The organism is Streptomyces sp. NPDC039430 (assembly GCF_055639435.1).
Genome location: NZ_JBVKAK010000001.1, coordinates 151021 through 172300, shown reverse-complemented (window position 1 = coordinate 172300; position 21280 = coordinate 151021). Strand labels below are relative to the sequence as shown.

The window sequence follows — 21280 nt, the reverse complement described above, 5'->3', positions numbered from 1 at the left end:
GTTCCGGTGGGGTACGGGCGGGGCGGGGGCCCCGGGCCCCAGGCGCCGGCTTCGCGGCGCTGGGCTCTTGTGCCCAGGAGCACACCGCTCGGGGGCGGGCACCGCGCCGCCGCCCCAGGGCGCCGGCTTCGTGGCGCTTGCCGGGGCGGCACCGTTCCGGGGTGCAGCTCCGCGCCCCCGGCGCCGGCTTCGCGGCGCTGGTGTGCCGCACGGCACCGTTCCGGGGCGCGTGGCTTCGCGCCCGGGGGCGCGGGCTCGCGGTACTGGGCTCCTGTGGCCGGGGCACGCCGCTCAGGGGCGCGTATGCGCCGCTGCCCCGGGGCGCCGGCTTCGTGGCGCTTGCTGGGGCGGCACCGTTCCGGGGTGCAGCTCCGGGCCCGGGTGTGCGGGTTCGTGCCAGGGCCGGGCACCGCGTTGCTGTGCGGGGTGTGGCGGGTTCGTGGCGCCGTTCCGTGTTCCCGCGGCGGCTTCGGGGCGTCTGGGCCGTGGTGTGGCGGGGCGTACCCCGGGCTACGCCAGAACGGCGCGGCCCGGAGTACGGACGGCCCGGACCGGGGGTCAGATCTTGCGGAGGCGGAACGTGAGCGACAGGCCCTCGTCCGTGAAGGGGGCGCCGTAGGCGTCGTCCGCTTCGCCCGTGGCGAAGTCCGTCGCGAGGACCTCCTCCGAGATCAGCGGGGCGTGGGCCGTCAGGGCTTCCGTGGTGGACGGGGACGACGCCGTCCAGCGGACCGCGATGCGGTCCGCCACGTCGAGGCCGCTGTTCTTGCGGGCCTCCTGGATGAGGCGGATCGCGTCGCGGGCCAGGCCCGCCAGGCGCAGTTCCGGGGTGATCTCCAGGTCCAGGGCGACCGTCGCGCCGGAGTCCGAGGCGACCGACCAGCCCTCGCGCGGGGTCTCCGTGATGATCACCTCGTCGGCGGCGAGGGAGATCGCCTCGCCGTCCACGGTCACCGTGGCCGTACCGTCGCGCAGGGCGGCGGACAGGGCCGCCGCGTCCGCTTCCGCGACCGCCTTGGCCACCGCCTGGACGCCCTTGCCGAAGCGCTTGCCCAGCGCGCGGAAGTTCGCCTTGGCCGTGGTGTCGACCAGCGAGCCGCCCACCTCGGCGAGCGTCGCCAGCGAGGAGACGTTCAGTTCCTCGGTGATCTGGGCGCGCAGTTCGGGGGAGAGGTCCTCGAAGCCCGTCGCCGCGATCAGCGCGCGGGACAGCGGCTGGCGGGTCTTCACGCCCGACTCGGCGCGCGTCGCGCGGCCCAGCTCGACCAGCCTGCGTACCAGCGTCATATGGCGCGAGAGCGCCGGATCGATCGCAGTGAGGTCGGCCTCCGGCCAGCCGGTCAGATGGACCGACTCCTCCGCCCCGGCCGTCACGGGCACGATCATGTCCTGCCAGACCCGCTCGGTGATGAACGGGGTCAGCGGGGCCATCAGCCGCGTGACCGTCTCGACCACCTCGTGCAGCGTGCGCAGCGCCGCCTTGTCGCCGCCCCAGAACCGGCGGCGCGAGCGGCGTACGTACCAGTTGGAGAGATCGTCGACGAAGGCCGAGAGCAGCTTGCCGGTGCGCTGGGTGTCGTACGCCTCCATGGCCTGCGTGGTCTGGTCGACCAGCGCGTGCAGCTCGCTCAGCAGCCAGCGGTCGAGCAGCGGGCGGTCGGCCGGCGCCGGATCGGCCTCGCTGGGCGCCCAGTTGGAGGTGCGCGCGTACAGGGCCTGGAAGGCGACGGTGTTCCAGTACGTGAGCAGTGTCTTGCGGACGACCTCCTGGATCGTGCCGTTGCCGACCCGGCGGGCCGCCCACGGGGAGCCGCCGGCCGCCATGAACCAGCGGACCGCGTCCGCGCCGTGCTGGTCCATCAGCGGGATCGGCTGGAGGATATTGCCCAGGTGCTTGGACATCTTGCGGCCGTCCTCGGCGAGGATATGGCCGAGGCAGACCACGTTCTCGTACGACGACTTGTCGAAGACGAGCGTGCCGACGGCCATCAGCGTGTAGAACCAGCCGCGCGTCTGGTCGATCGCCTCCGAGATGAACTGCGCCGGGTAGCGCTTCTCGAAGAGGTCCTTGTTCTTGTACGGGTAGCCCCACTGCGCGAACGGCATCGAACCCGAGTCGTACCAGGCGTCGATGACCTCCGGGACCCGGACGGCCTCCAGTGAACAGCCCTCGGTGGGGCAGCCGAACGTGACCTCGTCGATGAACGGGCGGTGCGGGTCCAGCGCCGACTGGTCGGTGCCCGTCAGCTCGCTCAGCTCCGCGCGCGAGCCCACGCATGTCAGATGGCCGTCCTCGCAGCGCCAGATGGGCAGCGGGGTGCCCCAGTAGCGGTTGCGGGACAGCGCCCAGTCGACGTTGTTGTTCAGCCAGTCCCCGTACCGGCCGTGCTTGACCGAGTCCGGGAACCAGTTGGTCTTCTCGTTCTCCTCCAGCAGCCGGTCCTTGATGGCCGTCGTGCGGATGTACCAGGACGGCTGCGCGTAGTAGAGGAGCGCGGTGTGGCAGCGCCAGCAGTGCGGATAGCTGTGCTCGTAGGGCACGTGGCGCAGCAGCAGCCCGCGCTCGCGCAGGTCTTCGGTGAGCGCTTCGTCCGCCTTCTTGAAGAAGACCCCGCCGACCAGCGGGACGCTCTCCTCGAACGTGCCGTCGGGGCGGACCGGGTTCACGACCGGAAGGCCGTACGAGCGGCAGACCTTGAGGTCGTCCTCGCCGAACGCCGGGGACTGGTGGACCAGTCCCGTACCGTCCTCGGTCGTGACGTACTCGGCGTTGACGACGTAGTGCGCCTCGGTCCCGTCCGGGAAGTCGATCAGCGTGAAGGGGCGGTCGTACGTCCAGCGCTCCATCTCGCGGCCGGTGAACGTCTCGCCGGTGGGCTCCCACCCCTCACCCAGCGCCTTCTCCAGCAGCGGCCGGGCGACGACGAGCTTCTCCTCGCCGTTCGTCGCGACGACGTACGTCACGTCGGGGTGCGCGGCGACGGCGGTGTTCGAGACCAGCGTCCAGGGGGTGGTCGTCCAGACCAGCAGCGCCGCCTCGCCCGCGAGCGGTCCCGAGGTGAGCGGGAAGCGGACGAAGACCGAGGGGTCGACGATCGTCTCGTACCCCTGTGCCAGCTCGTGGTCGGACAGGCCCGTCTGGTCGCGCGGACACCAGGGCGCGACGCGGTAGTCCTGGACCAGCAGGCCCTTGTTGAAGATCTCCTTCAGCGACCACCAGACGGACTCGACGTACTCCGGGTCCATCGTGCGGTACGCGTCGTCCAGATCGACCCAGTACCCCATGCGGGTCGTCAGCTCGGCGAAGGCGTCGGTGTGCCGGGTCACGGACTCACGGCACTTGGCGTTGAACTCGGCGATGCCGTACGCCTCGATGTCCTTCTTGCCGGTGAAGCCCAGCTCCTTCTCGACGGCCAGCTCCACGGGCAGGCCGTGGCAGTCCCAGCCGGCCTTGCGGGCGACGTGGTAGCCGCGCATGGTGCGGAAGCGCGGGAAGACGTCCTTGAAGACACGGGCCTCGATGTGGTGCGCGCCCGGCATGCCGTTGGCGGTGGGCGGGCCCTCGTAGAAGACCCACTCGGGGCGGCCCTCGGACTGTTCGAGGGTCTTGTCGAAGACCTTGCTCTCGCGCCAGAAGTCGAGCACGGCGTGTTCCAGCGCGGGCAGGTCGACCTGGGCGGGCACCTGGCGGTACTGGGGCGGGGTCACTGGTGTCATGGGGCGCTTCCTCCGGCGGAACTGCGGCATCTCCGTCGGAGGGACGAGAGCAGTGCTCCCGCGGTACCACCCTCCTTGGCCCCGGGCGTGCGTCGCCCGTGGCCCCCTCATTGGGGTCGCGCTGCCGGTTCTACTCGCTCCGGTGGGACCGGGGCTTTCTTCCGGCGGCTCCGGGGTGATGCTTCACGCCGCGCTCTGCCCCCGGGCTCTCACCGTCCCCGGGTCGCTCATGGCCGCGTACGACGCTACTCGTCCCCATCCACGCCTCTCGCTCGGCTCAGTGTACGGGGCCGGGCGCGGCGCGGCCGACCGGTTTTCGCCGGGAGCGCCGTACGGTCGAACGTATGACCCGAATGGTTATACCGGCCCTGGTGGGCTCGGCGGTGGCCCCGGCGGCGGCCCGTCGGCGGATTACCGGGCGGCGAGCTGGGCACAACGGAGGCAGGCTGGTCTTGTCGCCGACGTGGGGAGGGGTCGATCCGGCGGCGTGCCCCGTTGCCGCGGGGCTGGGGTCGATTTATCGTCCCAGCACGATTCGCGAGCAAGATCACCCTATGTGAAGGGGCCGCGGCCATGGTGGCGAAGAAGTCCGCCGCGAAGAAGACGACCGCGGCGAAACCGGCGACCGAGAGCACGGCCAGGACCACGGCGAAGAAGGCACTGGCCAAGAAAGCACCGGCGAAAAAGACACAGGCCAAGAAGTCACCGGCCAGGAAAGCACCGGCGAAGAAGTCCGCGGCGAAGAAGACGACCAAGAAGGCACCGACCAAGAAGGCACCGGCCGAGAAGACGGCCGCGAGGAAGTCCGCGGCGAAGAACGCGGCGCCCGGCCGGGCGGCCGCCGATGAGACCGCGAAGAAGGCCGCGTCCGCGGCCGAGGGGGCGGCCCAGGCCGCGGAAGAGACGGGAGCCAGCACGGTGGGAGCGAAGAAGACCGCGGGCGGCGGGGGTACGGCGGCCGGCCCGCGTGGAACGGGGGCCGCGACGGCGGTCCCGACCGCGCGCGCCACGGCCACACCCCCGGAGGAGCTGGCCGTACGGCCGGGCGAGGATCCCTGGACGCCGGAGGAGGTCGCGGAGGCCCGCGCCGTCCTGGAGAGCGAGGCGGCCAGACTGGGCGCCGAGATCACCTCGTCCGAGACCGCGCTGGCCGGGCTGATGCGGGACTCCGGCGACGGCGCGGGTGACGACGACGCGGACACCGGCACGAAGAACATCACGCGCGAGCACGAGATGTCGCTCGCGGCCAACGCCCGGGAGATGCTGGAGCAGACCGAGCGGGCGCTCCAGCGGCTCGACGCCGGTACGTACGGGCTCTGCGAGATCTGCGGAAAGCCGATCGGCAAGGCCAGGATGCAGGCGTTTCCACGGGCCACACTCTGTGTGGAGGACAAGCAGAAGCAGGAACGTCGAGGCTGAACGCGTACGCGTGTGCCGTACGCTCGTCCTCAGTCAGGTACCTAGGGTTGAGGGACTCACGTGGCAGAGGCGGAGCGCATCAGTACGCCGGAGGTTGACGACGAGGCTGCGGCTGCCGCCGGACAGCCCAGAGGGAAGCGCAGGATCGCCGCGCTCTTCGCCGTCGCCGTGGTGGCTTATCTGCTGGACCTCAGCAGCAAGATGCTCGTGGTGGCCAAGCTGGAGCACCACGAGCCGATCGAGGTGATCGGTGATCTGCTGAAGTTCGAGGCGATCAGGAACCCGGGCGCCGCGTTCGGTATCGGCGAGGCGTTCACGGTGATCTTCACGTGTATCGCGGCCGCCGTGATCGTGGTGATCGCCAGGCTGGCCCGCAAGCTCTACAGCCTGCCCTGGGCGATCGCGCTGGGGCTGCTGCTCGGTGGCGCGCTGGGCAATCTCACCGACCGGATCTTCCGTTCGCCCGGCGTCTTCCAGGGCGCGGTGGTCGACTTCATCGCGCCCGCGCACTTCGCGGTCTTCAACCTCGCCGACTCCGCGATCGTCTGCGGCGGCATCCTCATCGTGCTGCTGTCGTTCCGGGGCCTCGACCCCGACGGGACCGTCCACAAGGACTGAACCGTCCGCAAGGACTGAATCGTCCGCCAGGACCGAGGGGCCGAGGACGCGCGGTCCGGCGCCCTGTGGCCACAAGGCATACTCGACGGGTGAGCTTTCCCGAGATCAGAACGCTGCCCGTGCCCGATGGCCTGGAGGGTGAGCGCGTCGACGCCGCCATCGCCCGTATGTTCGGGTTTTCCCGTACGAAGGCGGCCGAGCTGGCCGCCTCCGGGAAGGTCCAGGTCGACGGCGCCGTCGTCGGGAAGTCCGAGCGTGTGAACGGCGGGGCCTGGCTGGAGGTCGAGATGCCGCCGGCCGCCGTCCCCGTACAGATCGTGGCCGAGCCCGTCGAGGGCATGGAGATCGTGCACGACGACGACGACATCGTGGTGATCGTCAAGCCGGTCGGCGTCGCCGCGCACCCCAGCCCGGGCTGGAGCGGTACGACCGTCATCGGCGGCCTGGCCGCCGCCGGCTACCGCATCTCCACCTCCGGGGCGGCCGAGCGGCAGGGCATCGTGCACCGGCTGGACGTCGGGACCTCCGGGCTGATGGTGGTGGCCAAGTCGGAGCGCGCGTACACCCTGCTCAAGGCGCAGTTCAAGGAGCGGGTCGTCGACAAGCGGTACCACGCGCTGGTGCAGGGCCACCCGGACCCGATGAGCGGGACCATCGACGCCCCCATCGGCCGCCATCCGAACCACGACTACAAGTGGGCGGTCACCGCCGAGGGCAAGCCGTCGGTGACGCACTACGACCTGATCGAGGCGTTCCGGTCGGCCTCGCTGCTGGACATCAAGCTGGAGACGGGCCGTACGCACCAGATCCGGGTGCACATGTCCGCCCACCGCCATCCCTGCGTGGGCGACCTGACCTACGGAGCCGATCCGACGCTGGCCAAGCGGCTGGGGCTGACGCGGCAGTGGCTGCACGCCGTACGGCTCGGCTTCGAGCACCCGTCGGACGGGCGGTGGGTGGAGTACTCCAGCGGCTACCCCGACGATCTCCAGGCCGCGCTGGACAAGGTCAGGGCGGAGAGCAACGGATGACCGCGCGAGCGGACGGCGCCGGCTCCGAGCCCGGCTTCCTGGTGCGGATCGCGGCGGGACCGGCGGACACCGAGGCGTGCTTCGCGGTCCGCAAGGAGGTCTTCGTCGTCGAACAGCGGGTCTCCGAGGACATCGAGTACGACGGCCGTGACGCGTGGGCGCTGCAACTGCTCGCGATCCGTGAGGACGGGGTGCCGCTGGGCACCGCCCGGCTGCTGTACGGGCCCGAGGCCGCCGACAGGACCGGCGGGGACCCGTCCGTCGGTTCGCTGGGACGGCTGGCGGTCGTCGCGGCGGCCCGTGGCCGCGGTATCGGCGTGGCGCTGGTACGGGCCGTCGAGGAGGTGGCCCGCGAGCGCGGTCTCACGGTGGTGGACCTGCACGCGCAGTCGCACGCGCTGGGCTTCTACGAGCGGCTGGGATACGCCGCGTACGGCCCCGAGTTCGAGGACGCGGGCATCGCGCACCGGTCGATGCGGCGGACGCTTCCTTAGCCCACCGGCGGTCCGACCTGCCCCCTGGGCAGGTTCCGGCAGCGTGCGTGACAGGCTGGAGCCCCTGATCACCGACGTCTGCCGCAAGGCTTTCGATCACCGGAGGGCCCACCGTGGACCAGTTGGCGCTGCTGCTCGTGCTGTTGCTCGGCGCGGTGGTCACGGTGCCGCTCGGGGAGCGGCTCGGGCTGCCCTCGCCGGTGCTGATGACCCTGGTGGGGATCGTCCTGGCGCTGCTGCCGTTCGTACCGAACGTGCAGGTGCCGCCGGACTTCATCCTTCCGCTTCTGCTGCCGCCCCTGCTGTACGCCGCCGTGCAGCGCACCTCCTGGCGGCAGTTCACGGCGAATGTGCGTCCCATCCTGCTGCTCGCGGTCGCGCTGGTCTTCGTGACGACGGCGGCCGTGGCGGCGGTGGCCAACTCCATCGTGCCCGGACTGCCGATCGCCGCCGCGGTCGCGCTCGGCGCGCTGGTCGCCCCGCCCGATCCGGTGGCCGCTACCGCCGTCGCGGGCTCCCTCGGACTGCCCCGGCGGCTGGTCTCGATCCTGGAGGGCGAGGGGCTCTTCAACGATGTCACCGCGATCGTGCTCTACCACGTGGCGATCGCCGCGGTGGTCAGCGGAACGTTCTCCTGGCCGAGCGCGGCCGGTTCGCTCGTCCTGTCCGCGGTGGTCGCCGTGGCGGTGGGGCTCGCGCTCGGCTGGATCTCCAACAAGGTGATGTCGCTGCTCGGTGACGCGACACTGCAGATCGGGCTCTCGCTGCTGGTGCCGTTCGTCAGCTATGTGCTGGCGGAGGAGCTGCACGGCTCGGGCGTGCTCGCCGTCCTGACCACCGCGCTCTTCCTGGCCACGCACACGGCGGACGCCGACGACGTGATGGGACGGCTGGCCGGCAACTCCTTCTGGCAGATCGTCGACACGCTGGTGACCGGCGTCGCCTTCGGTCTGATCGGGCTGGAGCTGCACAACGCCTTCGGCGCGGCGGGCGGCCACACGTCCGAGATGCTCGGCTGGGGCGCGGCGGTCATCGGGGTCGTCGTGTTCGTACGGCTGCTGTGGCTGCTGCCCGCCACCTGGCTGGCCAAGCGGATGCACAAGCTCCGCGACTACGACGAGGAGATCCCGACCAGCTGGCGCGAGACCGTGGTCATGTGGTGGGCCGGGATGCGCGGGGTGGCCTCGGTCGCCCTGGCGCTGGCGATCCCGCTGAAGACCGACAGCGGCGAGCCGTTCCCCGGCCGCGAGGAGATCATCTTCATCGCGTTCGCGGTCATCATGGCCACCCTGGTCATCCAGGGCCTGACCCTGCCCTGGCTGGTGCGGAAGCTCGGCGTACGGGCGGACACGGACGCGGAACGGGAGCTGGAGCACTCGCTCGCCATCCGCGCCGCCAAGGCGGCCAAGCGCCGGCTCAGGGAGATCGAGGAGGTCGAGGATCTGCCGGAGGAGATCAGCGAGCGGCTCCAGCGCGGCGCGGGCGACATCGGGGTGCGGATCAGCCCCGATCTGATCGACGACGAGCGGCGTGAGTGGTTCACCAAGCGGGTGGAGCGCGTCAAGACCGTCCAGCGCATCCAGCGCGAGATGATGTCGGCGGCCCGCCACGAGGTGCTCTCGGCCCGCAACGAGCCGGGCTCAAACCCCGAGATCGTGGACCGTGTCCTGCGCCATCTCGATGTACGCAGCATGCGCTGAGGGCGTGCGCGGCCTCAGCCGCGGCCCGTGCGGGGCCGGTCGGTGTCCTCGTGGCGCTCCTGCCGCTCGTGGTCCTCGCCGCGGCCGGGCGCCTCGTCCGTGGCGCGCTCGTCGCGTTCCGTCCGCTCGGCGGCCAGCGGGCTCCGGCCGCGCGGGAGAAGCCCGTGGGCGAGATCCGTCGAGATCCTCGGCAGCGCGTACGGATGGTTCTCCACCAGCCAGCCGATCAGCTGCTCCCGTACCGCGCAGCGCACCGTCCAGATGTCGTCCGCGTCCTTGGCCGTGACCACGGCGCGCACCTCCATCGTGGTGGTGGCGGTGTCGGTCACCGCCAGATTCCAGGCCCTGCCGTCCCAGGCCGGGCAGGCCAGCAGGATCTCGTGGAGCTTCTCGCGCATCGGCCCCATCGGCGCCGAGTGATCCAGCTGGAAGAAGACGGTGCCGGTCATCTGGACCCCGCCGCGCGACCAGTTCTCGAAGGGCTTGCTGGTGAAGTACGACACCGGCATCGTGATGCGCCGCTCGTCCCAGGTCCGTACGGCGAGGAAGGTGAGCGTGACCTCCTCGACCACGCCCCACTCGCCGTCCACGACCACCGTGTCACCGATCCGCACCATGTCGCCGAACGCGATCTGGAAGCCCGCGAAGAGATTGCCGAGCGTGGACTGCGCCGCGACACCGGCGACGATGCCGATGATGCCGGCGGAGGCCAGGATCGAGGTGCCGACGGCCCGCATGTCGGGGAAGGTGAGCAGGATCGCCGCCGCCGCGACCACCGCGACGACGGCCGTGACGATCCGCATGATCAGCGTCACCTGCGTACGGACCCTCCGCAGGCGGGCCGCGTCCCGGGTCGAGGCCGCGTACCGCGCGTACGTGGACTCCACCGCCGCCGAGACGACCCCCACCACCAGCCAGGCACCGGCGCCGATGAGCACCAGCGTGAGCGCCCGGCCGATCCCCTCGTGGTGGCTCTCGATGATCCGCCACCGGGTCTCCCGGAACGAACCGCGCAGCAGGGCCGCGAGCAGGACCACCTGGAGCGGCACCCGGCAGCGCCGCAGCAGCCCCCACAGCGGGGTCTCCGGGTGCCGTACGTCGGCGCGGCGCAGCACCAGGTCGACGACCCAGCCGAGCGCGAGCGTCAGCAGCACAGAGCCGCCGAGCACGAGTAGTGGGCGCAGTACGTTCTCCATGGCTCCCTCGTCGGGTTCCGATACGGGCTGGCAGGATGGCCGGATGGACATCATGCTCTTCCATTCCGTCCACGGTCTGCGCCCGGCCGTGCACACCGCGGCGGACCGGCTGCGTGCCGCCGGACACCAGGTGCGCGTGCCCGACCTCTTCGAGGGCCAAACCGCGACCTCTGTGGAGGAGGGTATGGCCTTGAAGGACAAGATCGGCAAGGACGAACTGCTGCGCCGCGCGGTGCTGGCCGCCGCGCCGTACTCGGAACGCGGTCTGGTGTACGCGGGCTTCTCGCTCGGCGGCTCGATCGCGCAGAACCTGGCGCTCGGCGACAGCAAGGCGCGCGGGCTGCTGCTGTTGCACGGTACGTCCGACATCGCGGAGGGCGCGTCCGTGGACGACCTGCCCGTACAGCTGCATGTCGCGGACCCGGACCCGTTCGAGACGCATGACTGGCTGACCGCCTGGTACCTGAAGATGCGGCAGGCCGGGGCCGATGTGGAGATCTACCGCTATCCGGGGGCAGGGCATCTCTACACCGACCCCGGTCTGCCGGACTACGACGAGGCTGCCGCCGAGGAGACCTGGCGGACCGGACTCGCCTTCATCGACTCGCTCTGAGGCGTGCCGGGCCGAGGTGGCGCCGGGCCGATGCGGCGCCGGGCCGATGCGGTGGCGGGGGTGTTCGGCGCACGGGCCGCCCGGGTGGTTCAGCGCACGGGCCGCTCGGCCCGCTCCACCCGCTGTGAGCCCGACGCGGTGCTGTAGGAGCGGGCCCAGGACGAGGTCGCGGCCGGATCGGTCCGGTCGGAGACCGTGTAGTAGTCCATCTGCGTCCGCTCGGCGGTGACATCGAGCACGCCGTAGCCGTGGTGGTCCATGTCCACCCACTTCACATGGCGGTTGGCGGCCCTGACCGCGGCGGACGCGACCACCGAGAGCGTCCCGGCCGGCACGTGCAGCAGGTCGTCGAGGTTGTCGGAGGTGACCGAGGTGACCACGAACTCCGTGGCGGCGGAGGGGGAGAGCGGATACGTGGCCGCTGTGACCGGCACCTCGTTGGCCCAGGCCATATGGATGTCACCGGTCAGGAACACCGTGTTCCGGATCCCCCGCCCCGTCAGATGCGCGAGCAGTTCCCTGCGGTCGTCCGTATAGCCGTCCCACTGGTCGACGTTGACGGCGAGGCCCTCCTTGGGCAGACCGAGCAACTCGGCTATCGGGCCCAGCAGATGGGCGGGCAGCGAGCCGAAGGCGACCGGCGAGATCATCACCGACGTGCCGACCAGCTTCCAGGCGGCGTCCGATCCCGCCAGGCCCGCCTTCAGCCAGTCGAGCTGGGCGCGGCCGGTGATCGTACGGTCCGGATCGTCCACCGCGCCGTCGCCGATCGACGTCTGCCGGGAGCGGAAGGACCGCAGATCCAGCAGATGGAGGTCGGCGAGCGCGCCGAAACGCAGCCTGCGGTAGACGGTGCCCTCGGTGGAGGCGCGGACGGGCATCCACTCGAAGTACGCCTGCCTGGCGGCCGCCGCCCGGTCGGCCCAGGTGCCCTCCGTACCGGGCGTGTGGTTCTCCGCGCCGCCCGACCAGGCGTCGTTGGCGAACTCGTGGTCGTCCCAGATGGCGATCACGGGATGGGCGGCGTGCAGCGCCCGCAGATCGTCGTCCGTCTTGTAACGGCCGTGGCGCGCCCGGTAGTCGGCGAGGCTGATGATCTCGTGCGTCGGTGCGTGCTGCCGTACGACACCGTCCGTCCCCGGGAAGCCGCCGGTCGCGTACTCGTAGAGGTAGTCGCCGAGATGGAGGACGGCGTCGAGGTCGGCGCGGGCGGCCAGATGCCGGTACGCGGAGAAGTAGCCGGCCTCCCAGTTGGCGCAGGAGACCACGCCGAAGCGCACCCCGGGGGTGGCGGCGCCGGGCGCGGGCGCCGTACGCGTACGGCCGACGGGGGAGACCGTGCCGCCCGCGGTGAACCGGAAGTAGTGGACGGCCGCCGAGCGCAGCCCCCTGACATCGGCCTTGACCGTATGGTCCGAGGCGGCCCGCGCGGTGGTGGTGCCCCGGGCGACGACGGACGCGAACCGCTGGTCCTCGGCGACCTCCCAGAACACCTCGGTGTCCGCGCCCTTGCCCGAGCCGGGCACGGCGTCGGCGGAGGGGGTGACGCGGGTCCACAACAGGACGCCGTCGGGGAGCGGATCGCCGGAGGCGACGCCGTGGAGGAAGGCGGGTGCCTCGGCGGCGGAGGCGGTGGCGGAGCCGCCGAGCACGACCGGGGCGGCGAGAGCGGTGGCGGCGGCGGTGGCGGCAGCGGCCTTGACGACCGTGCGGCGACGCGGCGAAGGAGCCGGGAGACTGGTCACGGACGATCAGGCTACTGACCGGTATGGCGACGGGGCAGGCGAACCGGGAATATTCGCCTGCCCGTCGGACACCGGTTGTCCGGCGGTCATGGCCCGGAGGGTTCCCGCTTCCGGACCGGGTGATTCTCCTCGTCAGCCCTTGAGGGCCTTGGTGACCGCCGCGTTGAACTCCGCCACCGTCATGGGCGGGTTCTCGGTGCCCTCGGCGGTGAGCTGCTTGCCGTCCAGCTTCAGTGTCGGAGTGCCCTTCACCCCGCTCTTGTCGAAGGCGGCGGACATCTTCATCGCCCAGGCGTCGTACGTACCGTCCGTGACGTCCTTCTGGAACGCCTTGTTGCCCTTGAGCGCGCTCACCGAGTCCGCCACCTCGATCAGATAACTGTCCTTGGCGAACGTGTCGCTGGTCTCCTCGGGGTGGAACTTCGCCGAGTAGAGCGCGGTCTTGTACTGGAGGAACGCCTCGGGGCTCACATTGAGCGCCGCGCCCAGCGCCGACAGGGCGTTCTTCGAGCCCGTGCCGTTGTCGGAGTTGTCGATGAAGGTCGCGCCGACGTACTTGATCTTGAACGTGCCGGAGTCGACGCCGTTCTGGACGGTCTCGCCGACCGTCTGCTCGAAGGTCGCGCAGACCGGGCAGCGGGAGTCCTCGTACAGTTCCAGCGTGTTCTTGGCGTCCGCCTTGCCGATGACGACGGTCGTACCGTCCGTGCCCTCGGTGTTCTTCGGGGCGACGACGGACGTCTCGTCCTTCATCGCCTCCCAGTGCGAGGGCTTGTTGGCCTGGACGACGGCGAAGCCCACGCCGCCGGCTATCGCGAGGACCACGACGGCCGAGCCGAGGACGACGAACTGGCGGCGGATCCTGTCCTTCTTCGCCTGCCGCTCGCGCTCCTCGCGCAGCCGCTCGCGGGCTGCCGCCTTGTTGGTCTTGTTGTTCCGTGCGCTCATGATGGTTTCACTCCGTGTGATGACGTAACTGCTGCGGGGACGGGGCTCGGCTCAGACAGCGCTGAGCGCGAGGCGCGGCGGTCCCCGCCGTCCTACGGAGTGCACGAGAAGGCGGGTACGGGACGGCCGCGGGCGGTCCGCCGGGCGCGGCCCGCGCCGTACGGCCCCGCGGACCGTGCCCACCGCCGTGACGGCGATCAGCAGCGGCCGGAAGGCGCGCGCGCCCGCGGCCCGGACCAGCCGGGACAGCGCGGACTCGCCGTGCCGCAGCCAGAACGCGGCGAGCAGCCCGATCGAGACGTGGGCGGCCAGCAGCAGCCAGGGAAGGGCCGGGTCGGGAGAGTTCAGCAGGGAGGCCGTGGCGGCCTCGGGAGAGGCCACACCGGGCAGCGGCGTACCGAAGGCGCCCCCGCACAGGACGTCGAGACCGAACGAGCGCAGCGGCCCCGCTATGGGGCCGCCGGCCGGGCCGTAACAGACGTTCTGACCGCTGGTGAAGACGGTGTCCGCGGCCAGTTCGAGCGGGACGAGCAGGGCCGCGATCCGCCAGAAGCCCCGCTCGCGGCCCGCCGCCGCGTAGGCGACCAGGAACACCACGCCGCTGATCGCGGCGACGACGGCCAGGGGCAGCGGGGCCCGGGACAGCAGCACATGCGAGCCCGCGGACAGTGTCACGACCAGTGCCGTGAACAGTGCTGCCCGCGCCGCCCTGAGCCGCGTCCCCGATATGTCCATCGTCGCCGAGTGTGCCATGCGTCCCTGTAAGCGGTCCTTAAGGATCCGCGGGGCGGCCGGCGGAGAGCCGGATCTCAGCCGAGGCGGCCGTTGCGGAACAGGTCGACGAATATCTGGTGGTCCGCCCTGGCACGCGCCCCGTACGCGTGTGCGAAGTCCACCAGCAGCGCGCCGAAGCCCTCCTCGTCGGCCGCGATCGCCGCGTCGATGGAGCGCTCCGTGGAGAACGGCACCAGCGAGTGGCCGCTCTCGTCGTCCGCCGCCGAGTGCATCGTGGCCGTCGCGCGGCCGAGGTCGGCGACGACCGCCGCGATCTCCTCGGGGTCGTCCAGATCCGACCAGTCCAGATCCACGGCGTACGGCGAGACCTCCGCCACCAGCTGGCCGATCCCCGCCAGCTCCGTCCAGCCGAGCCACGGGTCGGCGTGGGCCTGGAGGGCCCGCTGCGAGATCACCGTGCGATGGCCCTCGTGCTGGAAGTACTCCCGTACGGACCGGTCGGTGATGTGCCGCGAGACCGCCGGGGTCTGCGCCTGCTTCATGTAGATCACGACGTCGTTCTCCAGGGCGTCGCTGTTGCCCTCCAGCAGGATGTTGTACGAGGGCAGCCCCGCGGAGCCGATGCCGATGCCGCGCCGTCCGACGACGTCCTTCACGCGGTAGGAGTCGGGGCGGGTCAGGCTGGACTCGGGCAGGGTCTCCAGATAGCCGTCGAAGGCCGCGAGGATCTTGTAGCGGGTGGCGGCGTCCAGCTCTATGGAGCCGCCGCCCGGCGCGAAGCGGCGCTCGTACTCCCTGATCTCGGTCATCGAGTCGAGCAGCCCGAAGCGGGTCAGCGAGCGGGCCGAGCGCAGGGCGGCGAGCAGCGGGCCCTGCGCCGTGTCCAGGGTGAACGGCGGGACCTCGTCGTTCTTGGCGCCGGTGGCCAGCGCGTGGATCCGCTCCCGGTAGGCGCCCGCGTAGATCTCCACCAGTTCGGTGATCTGCTCGTCACTGAGCGCCTTCGTGTAGCCGATCAGGGCGAGGGAGGCGGCGAAGCGCTTCAGGTCCCAGGTGAAGGGGCCGACGTACGCCTCGTCGAAGTCGTTGACGTTGAAGATCAGCCGGCCGTTGGCGTCCATGTACGTGCCGAAGTTCTCGGCGTGCAGATCGCCGTGGATCCACACCCGTCCGGTGCGCTCGTCGAGGAAGGGGCCGGTGGCCGCGCTCGCCGTACGCTCCCGCTCCAGGTCGTGGTAGAAGAGGCACGCCGTGCCCCGGTAGAAGGCGAACGCGGAGGCCGCCATCTTCCGGAACTTCACCCGGAACGCGGCTGGATCGGCCGCCAGAAGCTCGCCGAAAGCGGTGTCGAAAACGGCGAGGATCTCCTCGCCGCGCTGCTCATCGGCTGCTTCAACGGGTCGCGGGACCGACATCGCGGGGTGCCTCCTGGTGCATGACAGTGGAGTGAGGGGCCTGCGCCCCTCGGAACGGGCAACGCGTGACGCTACTCGCGAGTGCCCGCCGCTGTCAGTCCCGAGACGTAGACTTCGAGGCTGTCCCCCCGGACTGTCCGCAGCGCCGTGGGGCCCCGGGTTGACCCCTGGAAACCATCAGATTCACCGCTGGAAAACACCCCGTGTCGTCCGCTCGCTGGAGGCCCCCGCCGTGACCAAGCCGCCGTTCACGCACCTGCACGTCCACACCCAGTACTCGCTGCTGGACGGTGCCGCGCGGCTGGGGGACATGTTCAACGCGTGCAAAGAGATGGGCATGTCCCATATCGCGATGACGGACCATGGCAATCTCCATGGCGCCTACGACTTCTTCCATCAGGCGAAGAAGGCGGGCGTGACGCCGATCATCGGGATCGAGGCGTATGTGGCGCCGGAGTCCCGGCGCAACAAGCGCAAGATCCAGTGGGGGCAGCCGCACCAGAAGCGGGACGACGTGTCCGGTTCCGGTGGTTACACGCACAAGACGATCTGGGCGGCGAACCAGACAGGTCTGCACAACCTCTTCCGGCTGTCCTCGGACGCGTACGCGGAGGGCTGGCTCCAGAAGTGGCCGCGCATGGACAAGGAGACCATCGCGAAGTGGTCGGAGGGGCTGATCGCCTCGACCGGCTGCCCCTCGGGGGAGCTCCAGACGCGGCTGCGCCTCGGCCAGTTCGACGAGGCGCTGAAAGCGGCCTCCGAGTACCAGGACATCTTCGGCAAGGACCGGTATTTCCTGGAGCTGATGGACCACGGCATCGAGATCGAGCGGCGCGTGCGGGACGGTCTGCTGGAGGTCGGCAAGAAGCTGGGGATCCCGCCGCTGGTCACGAACGACTCGCACTACACCTACGCGGGCGAGGCGACCGCGCACGACGCGCTGCTGTGCATCCAGACCGGCAAGAACCTCTCGGACCCGGACCGCTTCCGCTTCGACGGGACCGGCTACTACCTGAAGTCCACCGACGAGATGTACGCCGTGGACTCCTCGGACGCCTGGCAGGAGGGGTGCGCGAACACCCTGCTGGTCGCCCAGCAGATCGACACCGAGGGCTGGTTCCAGGAGCGGAACCTGATGCCCAAGTTCGATGTGCCCGAGGGCTTCACCGAAGTCACCTGGTTCCGTGAGGAGACGCTGCGCGGCATGGCCCGCCGCTACCCGAACGGCATTCCGGACGACCGGCTCAAGCAGGTCGAGTACGAGATGGGCATCATCATCGAGATGGGCTTCCCGGGGTACTTCCTCGTGGTCGCCGACTTCATCATGTGGGCCAAGAACAACGGCATCGCGGTCGGCCCCGGCCGTGGTTCCGCCGCCGGTTCGATCGTCGCGTACGCCATGGGCATCACCGACCTCGACCCGATCGAGCACGGCCTGATCTTCGAGCGGTTCCTCAACCCCGAGCGCATCTCCATGCCGGATGTCGACATCGACTTCGACGAGCGTCGGCGCGGTGAGGTGATCCGTTATGTGACGGAGAAGTACGGCGCCGACAAGGTCGCCATGATCGGCACGTACGGCAAGATCAAGGCGAAGAACGCGATCAAGGACTCGGCGCGGGTGCTGGGTTACCCGTACGCGATGGGCGACCGGCTCACGAAGGCGATGCCCGCCGATGTCCTCGGCAAGGGCATCGACCTCAACGGCATCACCGACCCCAAGCACCCCCGCTACGGCGAGGCGGGGGAGATCCGGGGGATGTACGAGAACGAGCCGGATGTGAAGAAGGTCATCGACACCGCGAAGGGTGTGGAGGGCCTGGTCCGGCAGATGGGCGTGCACGCGGCCGGCGTGATCATGTCGAGTGAGACGATCACCGATCATGTGCCGGTCTGGGTGCGGCACACCGACGGCGTCACGATCACGCAGTGGGACTATCCGAGCTGTGAGTCGCTCGGCCTGCTGAAGATGGACTTCCTGGGCCTGCGGAACCTCACCATCATGGACGACGCCGTCAAGATGGTGAAGGCCAACAAGGGCATCGACCTCGACCTGCTCGCCCTGCCGCTGGACGACCCGAAGACCTACGAACTGCTCTGCCGCGGTGACACGCTCGGTGTCTTCCAGTTCGACGGCGGGCCGATGCGCTCGCTGCTGCGCCTGATGAAGCCCGACAACTTCGAGGACATCTCCGCCGTCTCGGCCCTGTACCGGCCGGGCCCGATGGGCATGAACTCGCATACGAACTACGCGCTGCGCAAGAACGGCCAGCAGGAGATCACACCGATCCACCCGGAGCTGGAGGAGCCTCTCAAGGAGGTCCTCGGCCTGACGCACGGCCTGATCGTGTACCAGGAGCAGGTGCAGAAGGCCGCCCAGATCATCGCCGGCTACTCGCTGGGCGAGGCCGACATCCTGCGCCGCGTGATGGGCAAGAAGAAGGCCGACGAACTGGCCAAGAACTTCGTCCTGTTCCAGGCCGGAGCCAAGAAGAACGGCTACTCGGACGAGGCGATCCAGGCCCTGTGGGACGTGCTGGTCCCGTTCGCCGGATACGCGTTCAACAAGGCGCACTCCTCCGCGTACGGCCTGGTCACGTACTGGACCGCGTATCTCAAGGCGAACCACCCCGCCGAGTACATGGCGGCCCTGCTCACCTCGGTGAAGGACGACAAGGACAAGTCGGCGGTCTACCTCAATGAGTGCCGGCGCATGGGCATCAAGGTGCTGCCGCCCAATGTGAACGAGTCGCAGTCGAACTTCGCCGCACAGGGTGACGATGTGATCCTGTTCGGTCTGACGGCGATCAGGAACGTCGGACAGAACGTGGTGGACTCGATCATCCGGTGCCGTAAGGCGAAGGGGAAGTACGCGACGTTCCCCGACTTCCTCGACAAGGTCGAGGCCGTCGTCTGCAACAAGCGGACCGTCGAGTCGCTGATCAAGGCCGGGGCCTTCGACGAGATGGGCCATACCCGCAAGGGGCTGGTCGCCCATCACGAGCCGATGATCGACAACGTGGTGCAGGTCAAGCGCAAGGAGGCCGAGGGGCAGTTCGACCTCTTCGGCGGGATGGGCGAGGAGGAGACCAGCGAGCCCGGCTTCGGACTCGACGTCGAGTTCTCGGACATCGAGTGGGACAAGTCGTATCTGCTCGCCCAGGAGCGGGAGATGCTCGGTCTGTACGTCTCCGACCATCCGCTCTTCGGCATCGAGCACGTCCTGTCCGACAAGTCCGACGCCGCGATCTCCCAGCTCACCGGCGGTGAGCACGCGGACGGTGCGGTGGTCACCATCGGCGGCATCATCTCCGGTCTCCAGCGGAAGATGACCAAACAGGGCAACGCGTGGGCGATCGCGACGGTCGAGGACCTCGCCGGCTCCATCGAGTGCATGTTCTTCCCCGCCACGTATCAGCTGGTCTCCACACAACTCGTCGAGGACACCGTCGTCTTCGTCAAGGGCCGGCTCGACAAGCGCGAGGACGTGCCCCGCCTCGTCGCCATGGAACTCCAGGTCCCGGACGTGTCGTCGGCGGGCACCGACGCCCCCGTCACCATCACCATCCCGACGGTGAAGCTCACCCCGCCGATGGTCAGCAGGCTCGGTGAGATCCTCAGCCACCACCGGGGCAACTCCGAGGTCAGGATCAAGCTCCAGGGCGCCAGGAAGACCACCGTGCTCCGGCTCGACCGGCACCGGGTCCAGCCCGACCCGGCGCTCTTCGGCGACCTGAAGGTGCTGCTGGGCCCGTCCTGCCTGGCCGGATAGCCATGCCTCGGTGAGGCGAACGCGTATGAGGGGCATCCCGGCACGGGGGATGCCCCTCATACGGTTGACGGACGGCGGGTGGTGGGGTCAGTTGTGGCCGAAACGCTTCTGCTTGCCCTTGTGGGCCGCATCCGTCGGCGTGATCCTCGACTGCACCTGCTCGGACCGGTCCTCCATCGATGAGGACTGCGACTCCTCGGTGCCACGCTCGGCGTCCGAGCGGGCGTGCTGCTTGTTGCTGCGATCCCGGTTCTTGTTCTTGGCCATGATGCTGCCTCCTGCCGGGGATGTGGATGCCAGGCCGCGTTAAGCCTCACATAAGCCGCCAATTGGCGCATTTTGGATCATTGCCGTGTGTAGTGGTCCCTCGTCAGCGCCCCGACCGGCTCCGTAGCACCGATACGCCACGCCGATGATCGAGTTCCGGACGTTAAGCCTCTTGCCGTCGGGCAGACTCGAAGGAAACCCGCAGTAACTCCCGATCTCACGATCCCGAGGTTCCCGAAAGAGGGTGGAACACGTGGACCGCTGCGTCGTCCTGGTGGACGCCGGCTATCTGCTGGGCGCCGCCGCGAGTCTCCTCGCCGGAGAACCGGCCCGTTCCCGCATCACCGTCGACCACACCGCCCTCATCCAGGGCCTGCGAGAACGGGCCGAGGCCGATACGGAACAGCCGCTGCTCCGTATCTACTGGTTCGACGGCGCCCCCGACCGGGTACCGCAGCCCGAGCACCGGCGGCTACGGGTCATGCCACGCGTCACCGTCCGGCTCGGTGCCCTCACCCGCAGCGACGGGCGCTGGGCGCAGAAGGGCGTGGACGCGGCCATGCACGCGGAGCTGACCGAGCTGGCCAGAAATCGCGCCTGCTCCGATGTCGTGCTGGTGACAGGGGACGGGGATCTGCTGCCCGGCCTGATGTCCGCGAAGGAGCACGGCGTCGCCGTCCATCTGTGGGCCGTGCAGGCCGCCGACGGCGACTACAACCAGTCCGAGGACCTGGTCGCCGAGGCCGACGAGCGGCGGGTGCTCGACCGGGCCTGGATCACCAAGGCCGTACGGGCCAAGGATCTGGGCGGCGTCTGCGCCCCGCCGCCGGCGCCCCGGCCCGAGATCGCGGCGATCCTCTCGGCGCCGCTGCCCGAATCGGCGCTGGCCGCCTCGGCGGAACGGGCGGCGGAGGCGGAGGCGGCGGCGGGCCGCGAGGGTGCCACCACCGGCGCCGGGCGGAACGGCTCGTCGCCGGCACCCGCCTCCGCGGCCCCCGGCGCGGAACCCCATCCGGCCGGCACGGGCGGCAAGGGCGTGCCGACCCCCAAGGACCTGGCGGGCCTGCGCGGCCCCGGCGCCCCGACGCCTGGCCCGTCCGGACAGCAGTCCGGGCAGCATCCGGCGGGGGCGACGCTGCGGTGGTCCTCCGACAAGGGATGGGTCGAGCGGCCGGGCAGCGGTACGGCGGGCGAGCCGCCGGAGACGGCCTCGCTGCCGACCCTGGCGCAGCTGACCAGCGCGGAGCAGCGCTGGGCCGACCGGGAGGAGGACATCACCACGGTGGGCGGCGATCCGTTCGAGGTGGGGCAGGTGTTCGCGCGGCGGTGGATGGAACGGCTGCCGGAGGCGGGGCATGTGCAGAGGCTGTCCGTGATGTATCCGCGGGTACCGCACCGTATCGACGGCGAACTGCTGCGGTACGCGGCGCGGTTCGGTCTGCTGGCGCACAAGGACGACCAGATCGATGAGCACGACCGGTACGCGATTCGGGCGGGGTTCTGGCGGGAGATCGATGTGCGGGCCGCGGCGGATACGGCTTCGTCGTAGTCCGTAGTCCGTAGTCCGTAGTCCGCGGTCCGCGGGTTCGTGGCTGTACGGGTGCGCGGGT

The 21280-nt window shown here is 70.1% G+C and carries 15 protein-coding genes; 8 read left to right on the top strand and 7 right to left on the bottom strand.

The genetic code is table 11. The features are described from left to right. Nucleotides 1-558 precede the first annotated feature (558 nt). Nucleotides 559-3708 carry an isoleucine--tRNA ligase gene (gene ileS, locus ACZ7LS_RS00710; RefSeq protein ID WP_385132403.1) on the bottom strand — a complete coding sequence of 1050 codons (3150 nt, stop codon included), beginning with the start codon at nucleotides 3706-3708 and terminating at the stop codon, nucleotides 559-561. A gap of 582 nt (nucleotides 3709-4290) precedes the next feature. On the opposite strand from ileS, the gene ACZ7LS_RS00705 reads away from it, so the two are divergent. The 5 genes from ACZ7LS_RS00705 to ACZ7LS_RS00685 all read left to right on the top strand — a co-directional run bounded on the left by ACZ7LS_RS00705 (nucleotide 4291) and on the right by ACZ7LS_RS00685 (nucleotide 8979). After that, nucleotides 4291-5136 (top strand): TraR/DksA family transcriptional regulator, encoded by an 846-nt coding sequence (locus ACZ7LS_RS00705; protein ID WP_385132362.1) that lies wholly within the window; start codon nucleotides 4291-4293, stop codon nucleotides 5134-5136. Nucleotides 5137-5196: 60 nt separating this feature from the next. Next, nucleotides 5197-5754 carry a signal peptidase II gene (gene lspA / locus ACZ7LS_RS00700; RefSeq protein WP_382525531.1) on the top strand — a complete coding sequence of 186 codons (558 nt, stop codon included), beginning with the start codon at nucleotides 5197-5199 and terminating at the stop codon, nucleotides 5752-5754. 89 nt (nucleotides 5755-5843) lie between these two features. Further along, nucleotides 5844-6785 carry an RluA family pseudouridine synthase gene (locus tag ACZ7LS_RS00695; protein ID WP_382525530.1) on the top strand — a complete coding sequence of 314 codons (942 nt, stop codon included), beginning with the start codon at nucleotides 5844-5846 and terminating at the stop codon, nucleotides 6783-6785. Next, the gene (locus tag ACZ7LS_RS00690) at nucleotides 6782-7279 is read left to right on the top strand and encodes a GNAT family N-acetyltransferase (protein ID WP_382525528.1); all 498 of its coding nucleotides are present in this window, start codon (nucleotides 6782-6784) and stop codon (nucleotides 7277-7279) included. Before ACZ7LS_RS00695 ends, ACZ7LS_RS00690 begins: the two co-directional genes overlap by 4 nt. A 113-nt stretch (nucleotides 7280-7392) precedes the next feature. Next, nucleotides 7393-8979 carry a Na+/H+ antiporter gene (locus ACZ7LS_RS00685; RefSeq protein WP_382663889.1) on the top strand — a complete coding sequence of 529 codons (1587 nt, stop codon included), beginning with the start codon at nucleotides 7393-7395 and terminating at the stop codon, nucleotides 8977-8979. A 14-nt stretch (nucleotides 8980-8993) separates the two neighbouring features. Here the strand turns inward: ACZ7LS_RS00685 and ACZ7LS_RS00680 are convergent, their stop codons facing one another. Beyond that, nucleotides 8994-10175: a mechanosensitive ion channel family protein gene (locus tag ACZ7LS_RS00680; RefSeq protein ID WP_385132356.1), complete on the bottom strand. Its 1182-nt coding sequence runs from the start codon at nucleotides 10173-10175 to the stop codon at nucleotides 8994-8996. Nucleotides 10176-10218: 43 nt separating this feature from the next. Between ACZ7LS_RS00680 and ACZ7LS_RS00675 the strand changes: the two genes are divergently transcribed. Continuing rightward, nucleotides 10219-10788 (top strand): dienelactone hydrolase family protein, encoded by a 570-nt coding sequence (locus tag ACZ7LS_RS00675; protein ID WP_382663885.1) that lies wholly within the window; start codon nucleotides 10219-10221, stop codon nucleotides 10786-10788. Between the two features lie 89 nt (nucleotides 10789-10877). Here ACZ7LS_RS00675 and ACZ7LS_RS00670 read toward each other — a convergent pair whose 3' ends face one another. The 4 genes from ACZ7LS_RS00670 to ACZ7LS_RS00655 all read right to left on the bottom strand — a co-directional run bounded on the left by ACZ7LS_RS00670 (nucleotide 10878) and on the right by ACZ7LS_RS00655 (nucleotide 15631). Further along, nucleotides 10878-12533, bottom strand: a complete 1656-nt coding sequence (locus ACZ7LS_RS00670) for an alkaline phosphatase D family protein (RefSeq protein ID WP_385132352.1) — start codon at nucleotides 12531-12533, stop codon at nucleotides 10878-10880. Nucleotides 12534-12665: 132 nt separating this feature from the next. Beyond that, the gene (locus ACZ7LS_RS00665) at nucleotides 12666-13481 is read right to left on the bottom strand and encodes a DsbA family protein (protein WP_382525518.1); all 816 of its coding nucleotides are present in this window, start codon (nucleotides 13479-13481) and stop codon (nucleotides 12666-12668) included. Between the two features lie 51 nt (nucleotides 13482-13532). Next, nucleotides 13533-14216 carry a hypothetical protein gene (locus ACZ7LS_RS00660; protein WP_385132349.1) on the bottom strand — a complete coding sequence of 228 codons (684 nt, stop codon included), beginning with the start codon at nucleotides 14214-14216 and terminating at the stop codon, nucleotides 13533-13535. 74 nt (nucleotides 14217-14290) lie between these two features. Beyond that, the gene (locus ACZ7LS_RS00655) at nucleotides 14291-15631 is read right to left on the bottom strand and encodes a DUF2252 domain-containing protein (protein ID WP_382879253.1); all 1341 of its coding nucleotides are present in this window, start codon (nucleotides 15629-15631) and stop codon (nucleotides 14291-14293) included. Between the two features lie 232 nt (nucleotides 15632-15863). Between ACZ7LS_RS00655 and dnaE the strand changes: the two genes are divergently transcribed. Continuing rightward, nucleotides 15864-19403 carry a DNA polymerase III subunit alpha gene (gene dnaE, locus ACZ7LS_RS00650; protein WP_382525512.1) on the top strand — a complete coding sequence of 1180 codons (3540 nt, stop codon included), beginning with the start codon at nucleotides 15864-15866 and terminating at the stop codon, nucleotides 19401-19403. Nucleotides 19404-19490: 87 nt separating this feature from the next. On the opposite strand, the gene ACZ7LS_RS00645 is transcribed toward dnaE, so the two are convergent. After that, a complete protein-coding gene (locus ACZ7LS_RS00645; protein WP_129766830.1) occupies nucleotides 19491-19670 on the bottom strand; it encodes a hypothetical protein in 180 nt (59 codons plus the stop codon). A gap of 244 nt (nucleotides 19671-19914) precedes the next feature. Here ACZ7LS_RS00645 and ACZ7LS_RS00640 point away from each other — a divergent pair, with 244 nt between their 5' ends. Continuing rightward, nucleotides 19915-21219, top strand: coding sequence for an NYN domain-containing protein (locus ACZ7LS_RS00640; protein ID WP_382880870.1), 1305 nt, complete (start codon nucleotides 19915-19917; stop codon nucleotides 21217-21219). The last annotated feature ends 61 nt before the right edge of the window (nucleotides 21220-21280 follow it).